The organism is Caulobacter segnis, assembly GCF_029543125.1.
GTDB classification, from domain to species: Bacteria; Pseudomonadota; Alphaproteobacteria; order Caulobacterales; family Caulobacteraceae; genus Caulobacter; species Caulobacter segnis_D.
In genome coordinates this window covers 859,067-876,303 of the sequence record NZ_JARQWW010000001.1, presented here as the reverse complement: position 1 = coordinate 876,303, position 17,237 = coordinate 859,067, and the positions used below count along the sequence as shown (strand labels likewise).

The following is a 17,237-nucleotide window of genomic DNA, read 5'->3' as shown; positions in this document are numbered from 1 at the left end:
TTTCCCCTAGCGGCCGCCCGGCCACCTCAAGCCGCGTGCTTGGATCGTCGGCCCTTACGCGCCGCAGCCATAGGTCGGCCTCATGGTCCCGGCCGGCGTCGCGGTGACGGCGCGCGATCTCCACGCCCAGCTTGGATTGCCAGGGCCGGATACGGGCGGGTTCGCGGCTTTAGCTCTGCATGCTGTCATAGGCGCGCTCCAGCAGGCCAAGCCCAGCCTCTGGCTGGCCCGCCAGGATGTGAAGGTCCGCGCGGTTGATGAAGACGCCCCAGTCGTGGGGGTCGACCGTGCTTGGCGAAGAGACCTCAGATCTGGGGACGACCTACGGCGCCATGGAGACCTTCAAGCTGCCGCGCACTGGAGTCGTCGTCGGTTTTCCCAAGGCGCTCATCACGCGGCCCAACGGCGGCAAGGCCGCTCGCGGCGTGACGCCGGACGTAGCGATCAAGACGCCGATCCTGGAGCCGGCCTCCGATCCCGTGCTGACCCAGGCGGTCCGGCTCATCAAGGTGAAGCGCCGGTGAGCCGGAGGCGTCAGATGTCGCCGAGGCCTTCTTCCTCCACATCGTCGGCGCCCATGGCCACGAACTGATCCAGCAGCCAGGCGGCGGCGGGGCCCGGCGGGGTGTCGCGCCGCCAGATGCCGGAAAAGCGATAGGTGCCGCCCACATGGTCGGGCAGGTGCAGGCGCTGCAGCGTGCCGGCCACCAGATCGGCCTCGATCATGGGCAGCGGCATGTTGCCCCAGCCGATCCCCTCGCGCAGCAGGGCGTGCTTGGCGCCCAGGTCGGCCAGGCGCCAGGTGCGGGGGCTCATCACCGAGAAGTCCTTGCCCTCGGTGAAGCGCGAGCGGTCGGTCAGCACCAGCTGGATGTAGTTGCGGCCTTCGCCCGGCTGGATCTTGTCCTTGCGTCCTAGCGGGTGATCAGGCGCGGCCACGGGGACCATTGCCACCGAGCCGGCGGAGATGCTCTCGATCCCCTCGACCCCCGCCGACAGGGGGCCGGAGATGCCGATCACCGCCTGTCGGTCTAGGACCATGGCGGTGATGGCGCCCAGCGCCTCCTGGTGCAGGCGAAGGGAGACCGTCGGGTAGGTTTCGTTGAAGGCCCGCAGCACACGGCCCAAGCGTTCGGAAGGCAGCATCACGTCGACGGCCAGGTCGATCTCCGCCTCCAGCCCGTCGAGCAGGCCCTTCACCTTGGCGCGCAGGCCGTCGACGCCCTGGGCGACGGTGCGGGCCTCGGCCAGCAGGGCGCGGCCGGCGATGGTCAAGGTCAGTTTGCGAGTGCCTTCGCGCTCGAAGAGCTCCAGACCCAGCTGCTCCTCCAGTTTGGAGATCCCGTAGCTGATCACCGACACGGCCCGGTTCAGCCTGCGCGAAGCCGCCGCCAGGCTTCCTTCGTCGACCACAGCCAGGAAGATGCGTAGCTGGTCGAAGGTCGGAAGTCCCGGATTGGCCACTTTTCAAATCCTTCGAACATTTTGAATGACTTTAAGTGGCTAATCGAAAAAGGTCGCAGGGAATAGATAGACGGTCATCGAAATCCACGCGGCCCCGATGAGCGGCCGCCAGACAGGAGCAAGACCGATGATCGAACTTCGCCCTTTCAACAGCCTCGGCGGCGAGAACCACGGCTGGCTGGACGCCAAGCACCACTTCTCGTTCGCCGGCTACTACGACGAGAACCGGGTCCACTGGGGCGCGCTGCGCGTCTGGAACGACGACACCATCGCGCCGCACACGGGCTTCCCGCCGCACCCCCACCGCGACATGGAGATCATCACCTATGTCCGCGAAGGGGCCATCACCCACGAGGACAGCCTGGGCAACAAGGGCCGCACCGAGGCCGGCGATGTCCAGGTGATGTCGGCCGGCACCGGCATCCGCCACTCGGAGTACAACCGCGAGGACGTGACGACGAAAATCTTCCAGATTTGGATCATCCCGACCCATACCGGCGAGGCTCCGTCCTGGGGCGCCAAGCCCTTCCCCAAGGGCGACCGCAGCGGCCGCTTCGTGACCCTGGCCTCCGGGTTCAAGGGTGACGAGGACGCGCTGCCGATCCGCACCGACGCCCGCGTCCTGGGCGCGACGCTGAAGGCCGGCGAGACGGCGCAATACGCCCTGGGCGCCGACCGCAAGGGCTATCTCGTTCCCGCCGTCGGGGCGGTGGAGGTCGACGGCGTCCGGGTCAACGCCCGCGACGGCCTGGCGATCAGCGATCTCGCCTCGGTGAAGATCACCGCCGTCGAGGACAGCGAGATCGTCTTCGTCGACTCGATCTGACGACAACGGAGGGGGCGTGTCCGCACGCCTCCTTCGACTCAGGTGTCAGGCGAGTGATCTGAGCCGAACCTGAAGGGCTTCGACGAAGACCCGCACCTTGGCCGGCGTAGAGCGGGTGCGCGCCGACACCGCCCAGATCGGCGTCGGAGCCAAAGCGCCGTCGATCAGACGAACTTCTATCAGCTTGCAGGCCGCCACATCTTCAGCAGCGTCCCAATGGGCCAGCCGTGCCAAGCCCAAGCCTTGCAGGCAGGCTTCACGGACCGCCTCCATTCCCGTAGCCGTAAACCGGCCCTGAATAGGCTGCCGAACCGCTCCATGCCGGCCATCGAAGGTCCAGGCAGTCTCGCCATGATACGCGAGGCATTCATGAGCGGCCAGATCCGCCACCGTTGTCGGCGGGGTTCTGCCTTGAAAGTAGCTTGGGCTCGCATAAAGCCCCCGCAGATTGGATCCGACCCGGCGGGCCAGCAGACTGCTGTCTCGCAGAGGGGCGATGCGCACCGCCACGTCGACCCCTTGGGCGACGATGTCGACGAGGGCGTCATTGAGCAGCAGTTCGACTTTCAGCTTCGGATGGACCGCCAGCAAATCCCCCACCATCGGAGTGAGAATACGACGGCCGAACGGACCGGAACTGGTGATCCGCAGCAGGCCGGAGGCTGAGGCGTCGTCGCTGGCTAGGGCCGCGAAGCCTTCGTCGCGCGCCTGCAGCAGGGCCTGGGCATGGGGAAGGAAGGCTTCGCCTTCCGGCGTCAGGGCCAAGGCTCGGGTGGAGCGATGCATCAGCCGCACCCCAAGCTGAGCTTCAAGGGACGCCAATCGGCGTGAGGCGATCAGCGGCGCCACCCCCAGGCGGCGCCCAGCGGCGGCTAGGCTGGCGGCTTCCACCGCGGCGACGAAGATGGCGACATCGGTCAGGTCCATTGCATCGCCATATGATCGACTGGTCGGTATCGCATCAAGTCTAATAGGGTGTCGCACCCCCAACTAGATTGCTTGCATCCATCAGGAGCCGATCGATGCAAGTTCAAGGCGCACATCAGCCCAAGGTCTCGGAGCAGACTCCTCTCGCGGCGCGCCCGCCTGTCCTCGCCATGGCTGGAGCAGCCGGCTTGGCCGTCGCGAGCATCTATTACAACCAGCCCATGCTCGGGCTGATTCAGCGCGAACTGCCGGGCGAGGCGGTGGGGCTCGTTCCGACTTCGACGCAGCTTGGCTACGCGCTTGGTCTGCTTCTGATCACCCCGCTGGGCGATCTCGTGGAGCGGCGACGGCTGATCGTCGTGCAGTTTGTGGTCTTGGCGGCGGCGATGGCGGCGGCGGCGCTCGCGCCCTCCGGGGCGGCTTTGTTGGCGGCGTCCTTCGTGATCGGACTGGCCGCCACAGTCGCCCAGCAGATCGTTCCTCTGGCGGCGCATATGGCAGCGCCCGAAAGGCGCGGCGCGCTGGTGGGCTCGGTCATGGCCGGTCTGCTCTGCGGCATCTTGCTCAGCCGCACGCTGGCTGGATTGGTCGCAACACACGCTGGCTGGCGAGAGATGTTCTGGCTCGCAGCGCCTCTAGCCTTGCTGGGAGGATCGGTGATGGCCGTTCGCCTGCCCGCCAGCCGGTCAGAGCCGGGCTTGAGCTACGGCCGACTGATGGCGTCCTTGATCCATCTGTGGCGTCGCCACGCCGCCTTGCGGATTGCAGCCCTGACGCAGGCGCTTCTTTTCGCGGCCTTCACGGTCTTCTGGACGATCCTGGCTCTGCGGCTGCAGCAGCCACCCTTCGCGATGGGCGCGGACGTGGCCGGTTTCTTCGGCGTGGTTGGAGCAGTGGGGGTCGTGGCCGCGCCTTTGGCCGGTCGCATCGCCGACCGCAGAGGACCAGTGTTGGTGGTGGCGCTCGGAGCGGCGCTGACCTTGGCTGCATGGCTGGTCTTCGGAGCTTGGACATCGCTCGCGGGTCTCGTCGTCGGGGTGATCATTATGGATTTCGCCGTCCAGGGTGCTCTGGTCTCCAATCAGCACCAGATTTACGCCTTGGACCAGGGCGCACGCGCTCGGCTCAACACCCTGTTCATGGGCTCCATGTTCCTTGGCGGAGCTGGCGGATCGGCCGCGGCCACCGCAGCCTGGAGCGCCGGGGGCTGGCCCGCGGTTGTCCTCCTGGGTGCGACGTTGGCGGCCGGGGCAGTGTTGCTTCAAGGCCTCTGCGCGCTTGTTTCGGCGATGAGAGGCTGAGCCGACACCCTTGTCGCCTGGGAATCGCGGCAAGCTTTGGTCTCGTAGATTCGGAGCTTGGTCATGACCGAAGCAACCTTCATGTCCTTCGTGCCCAAGGCCAAGTGCGCCAAGCTGCGGGCGCTTCTCGAAGCCGAGCCCGCCGAAAGCTTCCGCTGGCGTGAGCGGCGGACCTTCTCCGGCAGCGAATTCTACCTCACCGGACCTTCGGCCCTGGTGCGCCAGGCGCACGAGGGCATCGCCGTCTGGCTGACGCGCAGCGAGCCGTTCTAGGCGCTTCGGCGCGTCAATCGCCAGATCGGCATTTCGCGCCAAAATCGCGCGAAGCTCTCAAAAATGCCTGCAAACAGGACGGCTTCGCCCTGAAATTGGGCTGAATGCCTCTTGCCGGGCGCTCTTGCGTCCCTAAATGTTCAATTGCGCTCAAGGGACGGGGCGCGCGGCGCGGTCTCGCGCCAGCAAAAATCCACGCCGTTGGAGCCGGCGAAGCGTCAACCAGGGGCGCTCGCTCGCGCGCGTCCCAAGCCTAGGACTCCAGTATGAGATTTTCCTTGAACCGCGTTGCGGCCGTCGCCGCCCTGGCCGCCGTGCCGGCTCTCGCCTTCACGGCCCCTTCAAGCGCCCAGGCGCAGGGCGCGCTGGGCCTGACCCCTGGCGCCTATGTCCAGGAAGGCCGCGATTGCGCGGCGGGCGCGAGCTTCAACTATGACGGCCAAACCCTGACCGCCTCGGGCGCCAAGAACGCCTGGCGCGACAGCGGCGACGCCTGGATCCGCGTCACCGGCGCGGACAGCTTCAAGCTCACCCAGCGCAAGACCCATCCCGCCGGCAAGGCCGCTCCGGCCCTGCACGCCAAGACCTACCGTCTCTGCGCCGCCTGATGTGTGAAGCGCCGCCGCACAGGAGTGCGGCGGCGCTTCAACATGCTCAGAGGCTCGGCGGCGAATGTGGCGGCGGCGCCCAGCGCCCGTCGGTCACATCCGCGGCCAGAATAAGCAGGCCGTCCATATCCAGATGAGCGACAATCTCGCCCAAAGCCCGAAGGCGGGCCACCGCCGCGATCAGGTTGTCGTCATAAGCACTGGCGGCCAGACAATAGAGTTCGTCCTTGAACGCCGCCTCCAAAACACCCGTGTCGAAAGCTCTCCCCATACGCCAAGTCTCCCTTGGTCTGTTGGATTGATGACACGATGAATCGGCGCCGCTCGTAAACATCAACCTAAGCGCGCGGTTGTGGCGGGTTGTCGCATTGCGAGCGACGTCAGGCGACGCCGAGCCTGTCCTTCGCGGCGCCGCCAAGACCAAGCAACGCTTCAAGCTGGGCGGGCCTGCCGTAGAGGTAGCCCTGGGCCCAATCGACCCCCAGGGTTCGCAGGGCCGCCGCGCACTCGGCGTCCTCCACGTACTCGGCCACGGTTTCGATGTTCAACCGGTGAGCCAGGGCGTTGATCGACTCCACGATGGCGGTGTCCACCGGGCTTTGCAGCATGTGGCGGATGAAGGCGCCGTCGATCTTCACCGAATCCACGGTGAAATTCTTCAGGTAGTCGTAGGAGCTGCGGCCCGCCCCGAAGTCGTCCAGGGCGACCTTGAAGCCCTCTCGCCGCAAGCGCTCCAGCACCTGACCGATCTTGCCCAGGCCATCGAGCACAGCCGTTTCGGTCACCTCCAGCGTGACCTGCCCGTGCTCGAGGCCGGAACGCTTGAACATGGCCACGGCGAAGTCGGGGAAGGACGGATCATTGAGGGTGTTGGCCGACAGGTTGATGGCCAGGGAGAGGCCAGCCTTGTCGTCGATCCGCGGCGCGACGCGGCTCAGCACCTCGCTGATCACCCAGCGATCCACCAGGCCCATCATGCCGAAGCGTTCCGCCGCCGGAATGAACACCGCAGGGGACAGCAGCTCGCCGTCGTCTCCGCGCAGGCGCACCAGCACCTCGAAGCGGCGCTGCGCCGTCTGGGTTTCATCCATCGAGACGATGCCCTGCGCGAAGAGGACCAGACGGCCCTCCTCGATCCAGCGGGGCAGGTTGGCCACGGTTGTGTTGAGGGTGTGCTCTTCGCGGAATTGATCGGCGTCGGCGGCGAGGATGCGGACCGCGCCGGCGCTCTTGGCGGCCTGGCAGGCCAGCTCGGCGCGGCCGATGAGGTCCTGGGGCGACAGGGCCGAACCCTTGATCAGGCAGCCGCCGACGCGGGCCGCGGCGTGATAGGCCTCGCCCCTCCAGACGAAGCGATGGTCCGCCACGGCCTCGACCAGTTCCTGGCCGAAACGCTCCGCGCCTTCCGGCCCGGTGTCGCGCAGGAGGATGGCGAACTGGTCGCCGGACAGGCGGGCCAGGACATCCTTGGGCACGATGAAGCGGCCCAGAAGTTCGGCGACCTCACGCAGGAAGACGTCGCCGCCCATGTGGCCGACCGCGTCGTTCAGAACCTTGAAGCGCTCGATGTCGACAATGAGGATGCAGTCGCCCTGGCCTTCCGGGCGCTGGGAGAACTGAGCCGCCGCCAGGCGCTCTTCGAAGGCGTAACGGTTGACGAGCCCGGTGAGGTCGTCATGCGCCTGCAGCCAGGCCAGGCGACGCTCGGCCGCGCGCTGCGGGGACAGGTCGCGCAGAACCGCGACGGCGCCGATGGGCTCGCCGCTGCGGTCGAGCATAGGGCGGGCGCTGGCCTGCACCTGCAAGGACGAGCCGTCGACCCGCCGCAGGACGATGTCGCCGTGGGTGTGGGTGGGCGCGAGGCTGGAGAGGGTCTGGGCCACCGGGTCCAGGGCGCCGCGCAGGCCCTCGGCGTCCTCCAGAGGCGCCGCCTCGGTGAATGGTCGGCCGATGAGCTTGGCTTCCGTCTGGCCCAGCAGGCCTGCGGCGGCGGCGTTGGCCTCCATCACGCGCCCGTCGACGCCCACAATCAGCACCGCCTCGCCCACCGCGGCCAGAGCCACGTCCGTCAGCTCCCGTTGGCGGCGAAGGTCGTCGGCCAGGGCGCGCCAGCCCGTGACATCGACGCAGGCGCCGACGATGCGGCGGGGCGGGCCGCCGCCGTCCTGAACCGCCTCGGCCAGATAGCGGACGCGCTTGGGCGCGCCCTCGTCGAGGATGACCACCTCCTCGTCCACGTCGCCGAGGCCCTGCCGGCAGACCTCGATGGCGTCGGCCAGGCGGCCGCGATCCTGCGGGGCCACGTTGCGGAAGAGCGCGCGCAGGCTCGGCGGTTCGGCGGCGTCGAGCCCGAGCATGCTCCAGATCTGGGAATCCCAGTCGAACTCCTGGGCCGACAGGTCCCATTCCCAGACGGCGGCGCCGGCGGCGCGGGCCGCCACGTCGGCGCGGGAGCGGGCGCGGACGCGCCAGTCCTGGTGCCCGGCGGCGGGCGCGGCTTGCGGGACGGGGCCGTTGGCGGCGGGCGCCAGCTCATCCAGAACCTTCTGGGCGTGCAGCAGGTCGCGCACCCGATAGGCGTCGGCGGCGTCGCGCACCAGCAGGCCGTCGCCGGCCATGGCCAGAAGCTTCCGGCGCGTGGTCTCGCGGCTGATCAGGGTGGCTTCGGCGATGGAGATGGCGGTGGCGCCGGCCCAGCCGTCGCGGCCGCCCTGCTCCATCTCCAGAGTGGCGATGCTCAGATAGATCAGCAGCTTCTCGAGATCGCCGTCGAAGTCGCGGCGCAGATCGGCCAGGGTCCGGGCGACCGCCGCCCCGCGACGCGCCGCGGCGAGGCCGGGCGCGCGGGCAGGCGCGGTGAGGCTTGGCGCCTCTGGTCTTCTCGATCCGAACATCCTCGACCCGTCGCGGACAAGCATCCCTATTAGTCGATCCGCGGCGCCTTCGCGAGCGTCGCGGCGGGACGAGGCGGCCAGTCTAGCCGCGATCCCGACGCGATATCCAAGCGATCAGCTCAGGGGCGAGCGGTCTGCTCGTTCGCCGCTCGCGCGAGCAGGGTGGCGAAGGCCTGCCACTCCGCCGCCGTGCAGGTCACCTGCTTGCAGTAGGACGACGCGGTCTGGTTGAAGACGTCGGGCAGCAGGCCACGCGCCAGGGTCGCGCTCTGGCGGGTGACGACCTCGCGGCGCTCCAGCAGAGCCTTGCCGGCGGAGGAGGCGAAGAAGGCGCTCATGGCCTGCAGCTGCTCGACGGTGAAGTTGGCGGCGTAGGCGGCGGCGGTGGCCTCGGCCACCTGGGCCTGCATGTTGGCCACGGCCAGCTTGCCGGCGGCGGTGAGCATGCCGGCGCGTTGGCTGTCGCCGGCCGGAGCGGCGCGCTCCAGCTCGGTCATCACCGTGGCGTTGACCTCGGCGGTGGCCTGATTGATGCCGGAATCGGGCCCGAGCGCCTGGACCAGACGCCTCGCCTCGATGAGCTTCAGCTGGTTCTGGGCGGAGGCCGTCGCCGTCTGGGCGTGTGCGGTGGTGGTCGCCGCCAGAGCGGCGGCGGCGATGATCAGGCCTTTGAAAGTCGCGGTGCTCAAATCAGTCCCCCTGGTTGATGCGGCGGCGACAGTGTCGCTTTGCGATACTCGCGGCTCAGTTGATTCGGGTCAGCAGGAAAATCAAGACGAGAGCGACGCACAGCATCGGTCCGAACGGCCGCGGCCGCCAAAGGTCGCCGGTCGCCGGGGCGAAGGCGGCTTGTGAAACACTGACCGCCAGCAGGATTCCGCAGGCCAGGGCGAAGACGTAGAATGTCCCGGCGAACCCCACCCAGGGCGCGGCGGCCATCAGGAACTTGATGTCGCCCCCGCCGATGCGGGCGTTGGGCCGCCATCGCGCCACCATCCAGCCCGTGCCGGCGAAGACGGCGAAGACGCCGACGATGCGGGCGGCGTCCAGAGCCAGGGCGCGCCAGTCCGGCGCGGCGATCAGGTGGACGCCCAGTCCGACGAGGCCCAGGGCCAGGTTCGCGAGATTGGGAATTCGCGTCTGGGTCAGGTCGAAATGCACGATCGGCAGAAGTGTGATGACCAGCACGCCCAGGGCCACCAGGTCATAAGCGTCCATCAGAACCCCCCGTTGGCGACGACCACGGTGCGGGCGACCTGGGTGGGCAGTCCCATCCTGGCGATGAGGCCGGTGAAGCCGAAGTCAGAGAGGTTGTAGGAGACCTGAACGCGGAAGGTGTTGGCGCCGTTGTCAGCTGGCGCGACGGTCACCTTGCTGACATCCAGAAACGGGCTGTAGGCGGTGAAGATTGCGTTGGCGCGCGCCGTGGCGAGGTTCGATCGCTCGGCGGTGGTCATGCCGGGGATGGTGGCGCGCGCGGCCTCGATGGCTGTGTTGCTCACGGCCAGCAAGGTCGCCAGGTAGATGCTGGCCACCATGATCCCGAGCAGGATGAGCAGAAGGAACGGGGCGATGAGCGCGAACTCGACCGCCGCCGATCCTTCTTCATCATCAAGTCCAGCGGACGACACGCTGTAGCTCAGGACGCGGCGTCTTTAACGGCTGTACCGACCGCCTCGAAGGCGTCCTTCATTGCAGTTTGCATCGGGCCCTCAACGATAATGCCGATGACGCCGACGAGAACGATCGCCATGATGGCGTACTCAAGGGCAGCAAGGCCCTTTTCATCGCGCAGGAAGGTGGCGGCGCGGGTGCGGATCTGTGCGAAGATCATCTGATTTCTCCTTTGCTGGCTGGTGTTTGCGTCATGGTCGCGCCAGTCATTCGACCAAGACGGCCTGGCCGCAGCGGACGCCGGGTACGGTGACGTCCACATAGCCAAGATGGATGCCGAGCCCCGTGAGGAGCCCGGAAATGAGAGGGTTGAGCAGTCCAAGAACGGTGGTCAGGACCGGCTTGAGAACACCGGAGACCGCGGCGCCGATAGGAAGGCACCCGGTGAATACCGTGCAGGTGTTCAAGGTCAGATCATCCACCGACAGACCGACCGAACCTCCGGCTCGCGCCGGTATGGCTTGAGACCCCGGGTCGGTGGGCGTGGCTGAGCGGCCGATGAAGCCGACCTTGGTCAGAACGGGCGGAAGGGGCGCCGAACCCGCGGGCTGCCTGAACTGCAAAGCATCGGCGCGTTGGCCGATATAGGTGTTCGTGCCTACCTGAACCTTCGCCAAGCCTATGACGTCGACTTCGGCGGGCGTGATGTTAACGGCGGCCACCGGCTGGGTGAAGTTGCGCATGAGATTCATACCGGCGGCGTTGGGACGGCCCACGTGGAGCGCGACGGCGCTCGCCCGACCAGCCACATCGACTCGCGTGTCGTTTCGCGGGTCGCCTTGGCAGCTGATCGCCGTAATTTCGGCGTCACCGGCGCCAGCCTCGACATACACAGGCAAGTCGCCCTTAACGACGAGCAGGTCGATCTTGGCCGTCAGCAGCACGCGCGCCTGAGCCGTGCGCACGCGCGTGCCCTCAGGACCAAAAGTGAAGTAGGCGGTCTGAGGCGGCTCGATCAGCGTGCTCTCCAGCCCCACCTTCACGACGCCCAAGTCGATCGGCGCCGCTAGCGTCAGGGCGTTGGCGCCGTTGGCGACCTGGAGGCTGGCGCTGGCCAGTTGCAGCAGATCGACGCCGGCGGTCAGGGCGGTCGGCCGCGCCTGACCCACCGGCATGTCCTTCCACACCCCGACGTTCAGAAGTTTGCCCACCTTCACCGACTGGTTCGGGGCGTTCAGCGACAGGTCCCGGATGACCTTGGCGCCGGCCAGGCCCGCGCTGATGGAGGTGGTCTGGCCCTGCTGCTCCAGAACGCCGACCGCCGCGTCCAACACCTGGCCCACGGTGGCGTTGGCGTTGAGGACCTGTTCGTAATCGCCGGCCTGGAGATTGAGCTTCACAGCCAAGGCGTCGAGCAGGGACAGCACGTCCACCTGCGCCGCGAGCATCTGCTGATAGGTCAGGGCGGAGAGATTGAGCCCGGTTCCCAGAAGCGCGCCGAGAATGGCGTTGACGCCCGAGGCCTGATTGATGTCCAGCACGCCGGAACCCGCGGTTAGGCCCGCCATGTTCACCTGGGCCGCCGTCGCCCGGACGTTGAACACCGGGGCCGTGATGCCGGTGGCGATCAGCGGCGCCAGGATCAGCGGGCCGGTGTCGCGTACGGTTAAGCGCACGGCCGTGGGGCGGGGGGCGTCCGGCAGGTTCGGGCATTGCAGGTTGTCGGCCCGAAACCGTGCAGACGTCTCCCACGAGCCTTCCGGACACCAAACGCCCGTGGTCAGGCTGATGAGGCTTTCATCGGGGTCCGGCACGCCGTTGGCCGCCAGCATGGCTTTGGCGCGGCTGTTGGCTTCGCCCGGATTGGCGGCGAAGGGCGCGGCGGCCAGCGCGGCGGCGTCGGCGGCGCCCTGCAGCTCGCGCCGGGCCAGATACCAGGTCCCCGTATCGACCGCGAGGCCGATGAAGCCGAACAGAACAAAGGTGATCGCCGCGACGGCCGGAGCCGTCGCGCCCGTCTCGCTGGCGCGGAACGCCTGCCAGGACGGTGCGATCTTCGCCATCATCTCGGTCCTGACCCCCCCGAGCCGGAAGCCGCGCGGGAGCCATCCTCGCTCGACTTCTGGACCTTCTTGCCGACGGCTTCGATCCGCATCTGGTTGATGCGCGCGGCCTCGGCGGCGTCGAGGCCGACGGCCGGCGAGCGCGTGGCGCGCTTGGAGGCTTGCAGCTCCATCAGCCGCCGGGCCGAGAAGGGCTCTTCCTTGGCGGCAGGCGGGGCCGGATGTTGGGCCGAGAGGTCAGCGGCGAGAAGAAGTGCGCACAGGAGCATGGTCATTTCCCCGCGCCCAGAGGGCGTTTGAGATCGGCTTCCGTGAGCGGCGAGGTGGCGGTCAGGCCGCCGACCGAGCGACGTGCGATCTGGCCTCGCAGCTCTTGCCGCTCGTCGGGGTCGGGCAGGGTCTGCAGCATCTGCTCCGCCTCCCGCGTCTCGCCGGCGGCCCACAAGGCGAGGATCAGGTTGTTGCGGGCGACACCGTCCTGCGGCGCCAGCTCTCGCGCCTGGCGCAGGCGGAAAACCGCGCCGCGGGCGTCGCCGGCCATCATCTGGGCGTAGCCCAGATCACTGATGAAAGCAGTGTTGACCGGCTGCTTGGCCACCGCGTCGCTGAGTGCGCTGACCGCCTCGATCCACTGGCCTCGCGCGGCGAGCACGCGGCCGAGGCCGGCCCAGGCGGCGCCTTGATCAACATCGGCCAGCTTGCCGCGGCCCCCGCTCAGCAGGGTGCGATACACCTGCTCGGCGGCGGTGCGCTCGTCGACGCGCATGAGGCAGTCGGCGCGAAGCAGAGAGGCCTTGGGATCACCCTTGTGGCGGCGGTCGTAGTCGTCGAGATAGGCCAGCGCCGCCAGGGGGCGGTCCTTGGCGATCTTCTCGATGGTGATCAGATAGAGTTTGCGCGACTTGGCCGCGTCGATGGCCTCGATCTCCAGGGGCGTAGAGGCGGCTTGCGCGAGCGTGGGGGCCAGCGGCGCCAAGGCCAGGGCGGCGCACAAGGCGGCGAGGCGTCTCATCGGCCGACCCCTTCGATCTGAGCCGACAACATGAAGATCGCCGGACCGGCCAGCATGATGAGCAGGCTTGGAATGAAGCAGAGGATCATGATCACCGTCATCTTGGTCGTCTTTCGCCCGATGGACTCGCGAGCGGACGAAAGCCGCCGTTCGGAGAATTCCTCGCCGAACTCGCGCAGGGTGCGGGCGAGCTCCGTGCCCTGGGAGAGGGATTGCTTGAAGACCTCGGCCAACTCGTGGGCGCCTGTGACGCCCAGGCGCATGGCCCAGCGGTCGAGGGCCAGGTTGTAGGCCATGCCGCGCTGCAGGTCGGAGACCAGGGCGACGGTGGCCTCGCGCGTGATCGGAGCGGCGCGGCCCTCGCCATGGGCGAGACTGCGGAACGCCAGGTCAAGGCTGACGCCGCTTTCCAGCATCATCAGCAGCACGTCGAGGGTGAACGGCAGCTCGGCCAGGATCTTGCGGCGCCGGGCGTCGGCGCGGCTGGCCAGGATCGGCTTGGCGCCGATGAAGCCCGCGCCCGCGCCGCAGAAGGCGGCCAGCATGGCGGCCGAGCCTTCCAGCTTCAGCGGACCGGCAAGGAACGCGCCGGCGGCCAGTCCCACAACCGTAAGGCCCAGCCGCAGGGCGCCGAACACCAGCGCGCCGTTGGCCGGGTAGCCGGCGGCGGCGAGATTGGCCTCGATCTCCTCGCGATCGCCCTTCGAAGTGAGCAGGACCGGGGAGAGCACCTGCAGGACGCGAGGCGGCTGGAAGCCCGCTCGGTCCACGGCGGCATCGTCCAGATCGTGCAGGCGCTCGTCGACGCGCACCTGCTGGGCCATGAGGCGCAGACCCCAGGCCATGGCGGCCACCGCCACGATCCAAAGGCCCGCCTCGAAGGGCCGGTTGACGATCGCGGCGATCAATAGTCCAACCTCAGCAGGCGGCGGATCAGCACCACGCCGATGAGCATCAAGGTGACGGCGGTCGCCAGCAGCATGTTCCCCTGCTCCGTGGCCAGGAGGAACGAGACGTACTTGGGGTTCATGCTCGCCCCGAGCGCGCCGGCGACGATGGGGGTCAGAGTCAGGACGTTGGCGCTCATGCGGGTCTGCGATGTGGCCGCGCTCAGTTCGCGCTCGGTGCGGGCGCGATTGCGCAGCAGGCGGGACAGGCCCATCAGGATCGGGGTCACGGCGCCGCCGTGCCGGGCGTTGATCTCCAGCGCCACCGCCAGCATGTGCAGCTCTTCGATGTCCACCTGGTCGGCGGCCCAGCCCACGGCGTCATGAACGGCGTCGCCGTGGTCGATGCGGCGCGCGGCCGACTCCAGATAGCGCCGGACCGGCGCCGGCGCCGCGCCGACGGACCGCAGGATCGCCTGATGCAGGGACGAGCCGGAGGACAGCGATTGGCGAATGGCGTCCAGCAGATGCGGCAGGCCCGCCACGAAGGCGTGGCGACGACGGGCGGCCACCACGAGGGTGGTGACGAAGGCCGCCGCGACGGCGATCGCAGCGATCACCATGAAGCCGATCGGGCCCTTGATGAAGCCGGCAAGAACGGCGAGCGCCGCTGCGACGGCCACCGCGATGCTGATCCTCCTGCGCTCCGCTTCCAGATCGGCCTGGACCAACAGGGTCCGCGCCCAACGCCAACGCCGTGCGTAGTGCTGAAGGCTGCGACGGGCGGCCTCTTCATCCACCTTGGTCTCAAGGGCTTCCAGACGCTTGATCAGCACCGCCAGGCGGCGCTCGCGGGCGCGGCGCTCCAGCATCAGGCCGCCGGCCAGACCCAAGATCACCAAGAGGCCCGCCAGCATCCAGATCATGGGCGGCTCCAGGCGGGCGCGACCTCGGCGCGGGACAGGCGCTGCGCGAAATGCGGCCGACGGGAGAGAGTCCTGTGCTCTCCCTTGGGACCGGCCGCCTCATCGAACAGGAAGAGCTGGTTGAGGCTGTAGACTTCGCCCTCGACCCCGGTGACCTCGCTGATCGAGGTGATGCGGCGCGCGCCGTCGAAGCTGCGCTGTATCTGCACCACCAGTTGGATGCTGGAGGCCACATAGCGGCGCAGGGCGCGAGGATCGCCGCCGAGGCCGCCGAAGGACAGCAGCATCTCCAGGCGCGCGAAGGCGTCACGGTCGTTGTTGGCGTGCAGGGTGGCCATGGAGCCGTCGTGGCCGGTGCTCATGGCCTGCAGCATCTCCACGGCCTCGGCGCCGCGCACCTCGCCCAGGACGATGCGGTCCGGGCGCATCCGCAGCGCGTTGCGCAGCAGGTCGCGGGGGCTGACCTCACGGGTGCCGTCGACATTGGGCGGGCGGGTCTCCAGCCGCACCACGTCATCGCGCTGCAACTTGAGTTCGGCGGCGTCCTCGATCGTGATGACGCGCTCATGGTCGCCGATGTAGCCGGAGAGCATGTTGAGCAAAGTGGTCTTGCCCGAGCCGGTGCCGCCGCTGATCAGGATGTTGAGGCGGGCGCGCACGGCGCGCTCCAGGAAGTCCAGCATCTCCTGGGACATGGAGCCGCTGCGCACCATCTCCTGGGCGGTCAGCGGTTGCGCGCGGACCTTCCGAATGGACAGCATCGGCCCGTCCAGGGCGATCGGCGGCACCACCACATTGACCCGGGAGCCGTCCTGCAGTCGGGCGTCCACATAGGGCGTGGATTCATCGACCCGCCGGCCCACCGCGCCGACAATGCGCTGGATGATGGTCATCATGTGGGCGGTGTCGCGGAAGCGCGCCGCGGCCCGATGCAGGCGGCCGCCCTTCTCCACGAATATCCGCAAGGGGCCGTTGCAGATCACGTCGTCCACAGACGGGTCGCGCAGCAGAGGCTCCAGCGGACCGAGGCCGGCCACCTCGTTGTGCAGGTCGTCCGCCAGGCGGATTCGCTCAACGCTGTTGAGCGCCATGCCGGCGCGCGCGCTGTGGCGGTGGATGGCCTCCTCTATCTCCGCCCGAACAGAAGCCGATCGGGCTCCGCCGACGATGCTCTTGGTCTCCAGCTGCTCCAGAAGCCGCTCGAAGATGGCGAACTTGGCGTCCTGGTAGAGATCGGTCAGGACCAGGTCGTCGGTGCGGGCGATGTCGGCCTGGGCGTTCATCGGCCTTTACCCAGCAGGCGCGGCGCAAATCGCATGAGGCCCCCGCCCCGCGAGCTCTCCTCCGCCTTGGAGCCCAAGGCGAGGCGCTCGACGAACTTGGCGTAGGCCCCGTTGGGGTTCTCGATCATGCTCGGCCGGGCGGCGTTCATGGCGTTGACCAGCTCCGTCCGGGCGGGCGGCAGGCGATGAACCGTCCGGACATCCAGCGCGCGCTGCATCTGGTCGGCGCTCAGGTTGATCGACGGGTCGTATTCGGGAATGACCAGGGCGACCTTGGCGCGGGTGTCGCTTTGCGAGGCGACCCGGCTGAGAAGCATCTTGGCCTCCTTCACGCCGGTGATGGTCTGCGGGCAGACCATCAGCACCTCGTCAGCGCCCTCGACCAGCGGCGCCAGGACGGTCTCGTCGCGAACCGGGCCCATGCGCAGGATCACTTCACGGTAGAGAGAACGGACCGCGCTGACGACGCGGAAGGCCGCTTCCGGACCGATCGCTTCTTCGTGAGCCGAAGCCGAGCCGGCCATCAGCTTCATGCCGGCGCCCTCATGGCGGGGCAGCACGGACTTGAGCAGGGTGCGGTCGAGACGCGCCAGATCACGCCAGGCGTCTTGAAGCCAGTAGGTGGGCGCCAGGTCGAGCAGGGCGCAGGCCTCCGGCGCGCCGGAGGCGGCGTCCATCAGCAGCGTCTCGCCCTTGCGCGCGTGGGCCAGGGCCAGATTGACCGCCAGATGGGCGTCCGCGTCGCCGCCGAAAGCCGACAGCACCAAGGTGAAGCGCACATCCTCACGGCCCGGCCGCGCGAGCGCCTTCAGGTTGCGGTCGATGGCCGTGACGATGGCGCTGGTGGCGTCGTCACGCGACAGCACGTCCACGCAGCCGGCCCGCACCGCGGACAGCACCAGCGACGGATCATGGGCGTCGCCGAAGGCGATCACCGGCAGGCCGGGATCGAACTTGCGCAACAACTCCGTCGCCGTGTTCAGCGAGCCGCGGAAGCCGTCGATGCGGTCCAGGTCGAGGATGGCGATGTCCGGCCGCGAGACCGATACGGCCTGGAAGAGCCCGGCCGGATCCGCGCCCACCGCGAAGACGTGAGCGTTGTCCTCCAAGGCGGTCTCCAACCGCAGCCTGAGCCGTTCGTCGGCGCTGATGAGTCCGA

Annotated in this window: 20 protein-coding genes; 5 read left to right on the top strand and 15 right to left on the bottom strand. The window is 68.3% G+C overall.

The annotated features are described in order from the left end of the window. Positions 1-257: 257 nt before the first annotated feature. A complete protein-coding gene (locus P7B02_RS04250; protein WP_277785061.1) occupies positions 258-524 on the top strand; it encodes a hypothetical protein in 267 nt (88 codons plus the stop codon). A 10-nt stretch (positions 525-534) separates the two neighbouring features. On the opposite strand, the gene P7B02_RS04245 is transcribed toward P7B02_RS04250, so the two are convergent. After that, on the bottom strand, positions 535-1,464 hold the full coding sequence (locus tag P7B02_RS04245) for a LysR family transcriptional regulator (RefSeq protein ID WP_277785060.1): 930 nt from the start codon (positions 1,462-1,464) through the stop codon (positions 535-537). A gap of 127 nt (positions 1,465-1,591) precedes the next feature. Here P7B02_RS04245 and P7B02_RS04240 point away from each other — a divergent pair, with 127 nt between their 5' ends. Next, positions 1,592-2,290, top strand: coding sequence for a pirin family protein (locus P7B02_RS04240; protein ID WP_277785059.1), 699 nt, complete (start codon positions 1,592-1,594; stop codon positions 2,288-2,290). A gap of 45 nt (positions 2,291-2,335) precedes the next feature. On the opposite strand, the gene P7B02_RS04235 is transcribed toward P7B02_RS04240, so the two are convergent. Then, positions 2,336-3,217, bottom strand: coding sequence for a LysR family transcriptional regulator (locus P7B02_RS04235; protein WP_277785058.1), 882 nt, complete (start codon positions 3,215-3,217; stop codon positions 2,336-2,338). A gap of 188 nt (positions 3,218-3,405) precedes the next feature. Between P7B02_RS04235 and P7B02_RS04230 the strand changes: the two genes are divergently transcribed. The 3 genes from P7B02_RS04230 (at position 3,406) to P7B02_RS04220 (ending at position 5,399) form a co-directional block, all read left to right on the top strand. Continuing rightward, positions 3,406-4,518 (top strand): MFS transporter, encoded by a 1,113-nt coding sequence (locus P7B02_RS04230; RefSeq protein ID WP_277785057.1) that lies wholly within the window; start codon positions 3,406-3,408, stop codon positions 4,516-4,518. A gap of 63 nt (positions 4,519-4,581) precedes the next feature. Beyond that, positions 4,582-4,791, top strand: a complete 210-nt coding sequence (locus tag P7B02_RS04225) for a hypothetical protein (RefSeq protein ID WP_277785056.1) — start codon at positions 4,582-4,584, stop codon at positions 4,789-4,791. A 278-nt stretch (positions 4,792-5,069) separates the two neighbouring features. Beyond that, complete coding sequence (locus P7B02_RS04220; RefSeq protein ID WP_277785055.1) at positions 5,070-5,399, top strand: hypothetical protein; 330 nt, start codon at positions 5,070-5,072, stop codon at positions 5,397-5,399. Between the two features lie 46 nt (positions 5,400-5,445). Here the strand turns inward: P7B02_RS04220 and P7B02_RS04215 are convergent, their stop codons facing one another. The 13 genes from P7B02_RS04215 to P7B02_RS04155 form a co-directional block, all read right to left on the bottom strand. Beyond that, positions 5,446-5,670, bottom strand: a complete 225-nt coding sequence (locus tag P7B02_RS04215) for a hypothetical protein (protein ID WP_277785054.1) — start codon at positions 5,668-5,670, stop codon at positions 5,446-5,448. Positions 5,671-5,779: 109 nt separating this feature from the next. Next, positions 5,780-8,293: an EAL domain-containing protein gene (locus P7B02_RS04210; protein WP_277785053.1), complete on the bottom strand. Its 2,514-nt coding sequence runs from the start codon at positions 8,291-8,293 to the stop codon at positions 5,780-5,782. A 119-nt stretch (positions 8,294-8,412) separates the two neighbouring features. After that, complete coding sequence (locus P7B02_RS04205) at positions 8,413-8,982, bottom strand: DUF2059 domain-containing protein (RefSeq protein WP_277785052.1); 570 nt, start codon at positions 8,980-8,982, stop codon at positions 8,413-8,415. Positions 8,983-9,037: 55 nt separating this feature from the next. After that, positions 9,038-9,511: a prepilin peptidase gene (locus tag P7B02_RS04200; RefSeq protein WP_277785051.1), complete on the bottom strand. Its 474-nt coding sequence runs from the start codon at positions 9,509-9,511 to the stop codon at positions 9,038-9,040. Further along, positions 9,511-9,924, bottom strand: coding sequence for a TadE/TadG family type IV pilus assembly protein (locus tag P7B02_RS04195; RefSeq protein ID WP_277785050.1), 414 nt, complete (start codon positions 9,922-9,924; stop codon positions 9,511-9,513). Before P7B02_RS04195 ends, P7B02_RS04200 begins: the two co-directional genes overlap by 1 nt. 8 nt (positions 9,925-9,932) lie before the next feature. Then, on the bottom strand, positions 9,933-10,127 hold the full coding sequence (locus tag P7B02_RS04190; protein ID WP_277785049.1) for a Flp family type IVb pilin: 195 nt from the start codon (positions 10,125-10,127) through the stop codon (positions 9,933-9,935). Between the two features lie 46 nt (positions 10,128-10,173). Beyond that, positions 10,174-11,970, bottom strand: a complete 1,797-nt coding sequence (locus P7B02_RS04185; protein WP_277785048.1) for a pilus assembly protein TadG-related protein — start codon at positions 11,968-11,970, stop codon at positions 10,174-10,176. Then, positions 11,970-12,245, bottom strand: a complete 276-nt coding sequence (locus P7B02_RS04180) for a hypothetical protein (RefSeq protein ID WP_277785047.1) — start codon at positions 12,243-12,245, stop codon at positions 11,970-11,972. The genes P7B02_RS04185 and P7B02_RS04180 overlap by 1 nt, the downstream gene beginning before the upstream one ends. Next, on the bottom strand, positions 12,242-12,982 hold the full coding sequence (locus tag P7B02_RS04175) for a tetratricopeptide repeat protein (protein WP_277785046.1): 741 nt from the start codon (positions 12,980-12,982) through the stop codon (positions 12,242-12,244). Before P7B02_RS04175 ends, P7B02_RS04180 begins: the two co-directional genes overlap by 4 nt. Continuing rightward, positions 12,979-13,890: a type II secretion system F family protein gene (locus tag P7B02_RS04170; RefSeq protein ID WP_277785045.1), complete on the bottom strand. Its 912-nt coding sequence runs from the start codon at positions 13,888-13,890 to the stop codon at positions 12,979-12,981. Before P7B02_RS04170 ends, P7B02_RS04175 begins: the two co-directional genes overlap by 4 nt. Beyond that, positions 13,887-14,795, bottom strand: coding sequence for a type II secretion system F family protein (locus P7B02_RS04165; protein ID WP_277785044.1), 909 nt, complete (start codon positions 14,793-14,795; stop codon positions 13,887-13,889). Before P7B02_RS04165 ends, P7B02_RS04170 begins: the two co-directional genes overlap by 4 nt. Continuing rightward, positions 14,792-16,078, bottom strand: coding sequence for a CpaF family protein (locus P7B02_RS04160; RefSeq protein WP_277785043.1), 1,287 nt, complete (start codon positions 16,076-16,078; stop codon positions 14,792-14,794). The genes P7B02_RS04165 and P7B02_RS04160 overlap by 4 nt, the downstream gene beginning before the upstream one ends. Beyond that, positions 16,075-17,187 carry an AAA family ATPase gene (locus P7B02_RS04155; RefSeq protein WP_277785042.1) on the bottom strand — a complete coding sequence of 371 codons (1,113 nt, stop codon included), beginning with the start codon at positions 17,185-17,187 and terminating at the stop codon, positions 16,075-16,077. The genes P7B02_RS04160 and P7B02_RS04155 overlap by 4 nt, the downstream gene beginning before the upstream one ends. Positions 17,188-17,237: the final 50 nt, after the last annotated feature.

Excerpts from the sequence above, each read along its gene's own strand:
- P7B02_RS04235 (WP_277785058.1), bottom strand. The coding sequence starts at position 3,217 with ATGGACCTGACCGATGTCGCCATCTTCGTCGCCGCGGTGGAAGCCGCC.
- P7B02_RS04160 (WP_277785043.1), bottom strand. The coding sequence starts at position 16,078 with ATGAACGCCCAGGCCGACATCGCCCGCACCGACGACCTGGTCCTGACC.
- P7B02_RS04250 (WP_277785061.1), top strand. The coding sequence starts at position 258 with ATGAAGACGCCCCAGTCGTGGGGGTCGACCGTGCTTGGCGAAGAGACC.
- P7B02_RS04175 (WP_277785046.1), bottom strand. The coding sequence starts at position 12,982 with ATGAGACGCCTCGCCGCCTTGTGCGCCGCCCTGGCCTTGGCGCCGCTG.
- P7B02_RS04185 (WP_277785048.1), bottom strand. The coding sequence starts at position 11,970 with ATGGCGAAGATCGCACCGTCCTGGCAGGCGTTCCGCGCCAGCGAGACG.
- P7B02_RS04200 (WP_277785051.1), bottom strand. The coding sequence starts at position 9,511 with ATGGACGCTTATGACCTGGTGGCCCTGGGCGTGCTGGTCATCACACTT.
- P7B02_RS04240 (WP_277785059.1), top strand. The coding sequence starts at position 1,592 with ATGATCGAACTTCGCCCTTTCAACAGCCTCGGCGGCGAGAACCACGGC.
- P7B02_RS04225 (WP_277785056.1), top strand. The coding sequence starts at position 4,582 with ATGACCGAAGCAACCTTCATGTCCTTCGTGCCCAAGGCCAAGTGCGCC.
- P7B02_RS04190 (WP_277785049.1), bottom strand. The coding sequence starts at position 10,127 with ATGATCTTCGCACAGATCCGCACCCGCGCCGCCACCTTCCTGCGCGAT.
- P7B02_RS04215 (WP_277785054.1), bottom strand. The coding sequence starts at position 5,670 with ATGGGGAGAGCTTTCGACACGGGTGTTTTGGAGGCGGCGTTCAAGGAC.
- P7B02_RS04165 (WP_277785044.1), bottom strand. The coding sequence starts at position 14,795 with ATGATCTGGATGCTGGCGGGCCTCTTGGTGATCTTGGGTCTGGCCGGC.
- P7B02_RS04210 (WP_277785053.1), bottom strand. The coding sequence starts at position 8,293 with ATGTTCGGATCGAGAAGACCAGAGGCGCCAAGCCTCACCGCGCCTGCC.
- P7B02_RS04180 (WP_277785047.1), bottom strand. The coding sequence starts at position 12,245 with ATGACCATGCTCCTGTGCGCACTTCTTCTCGCCGCTGACCTCTCGGCC.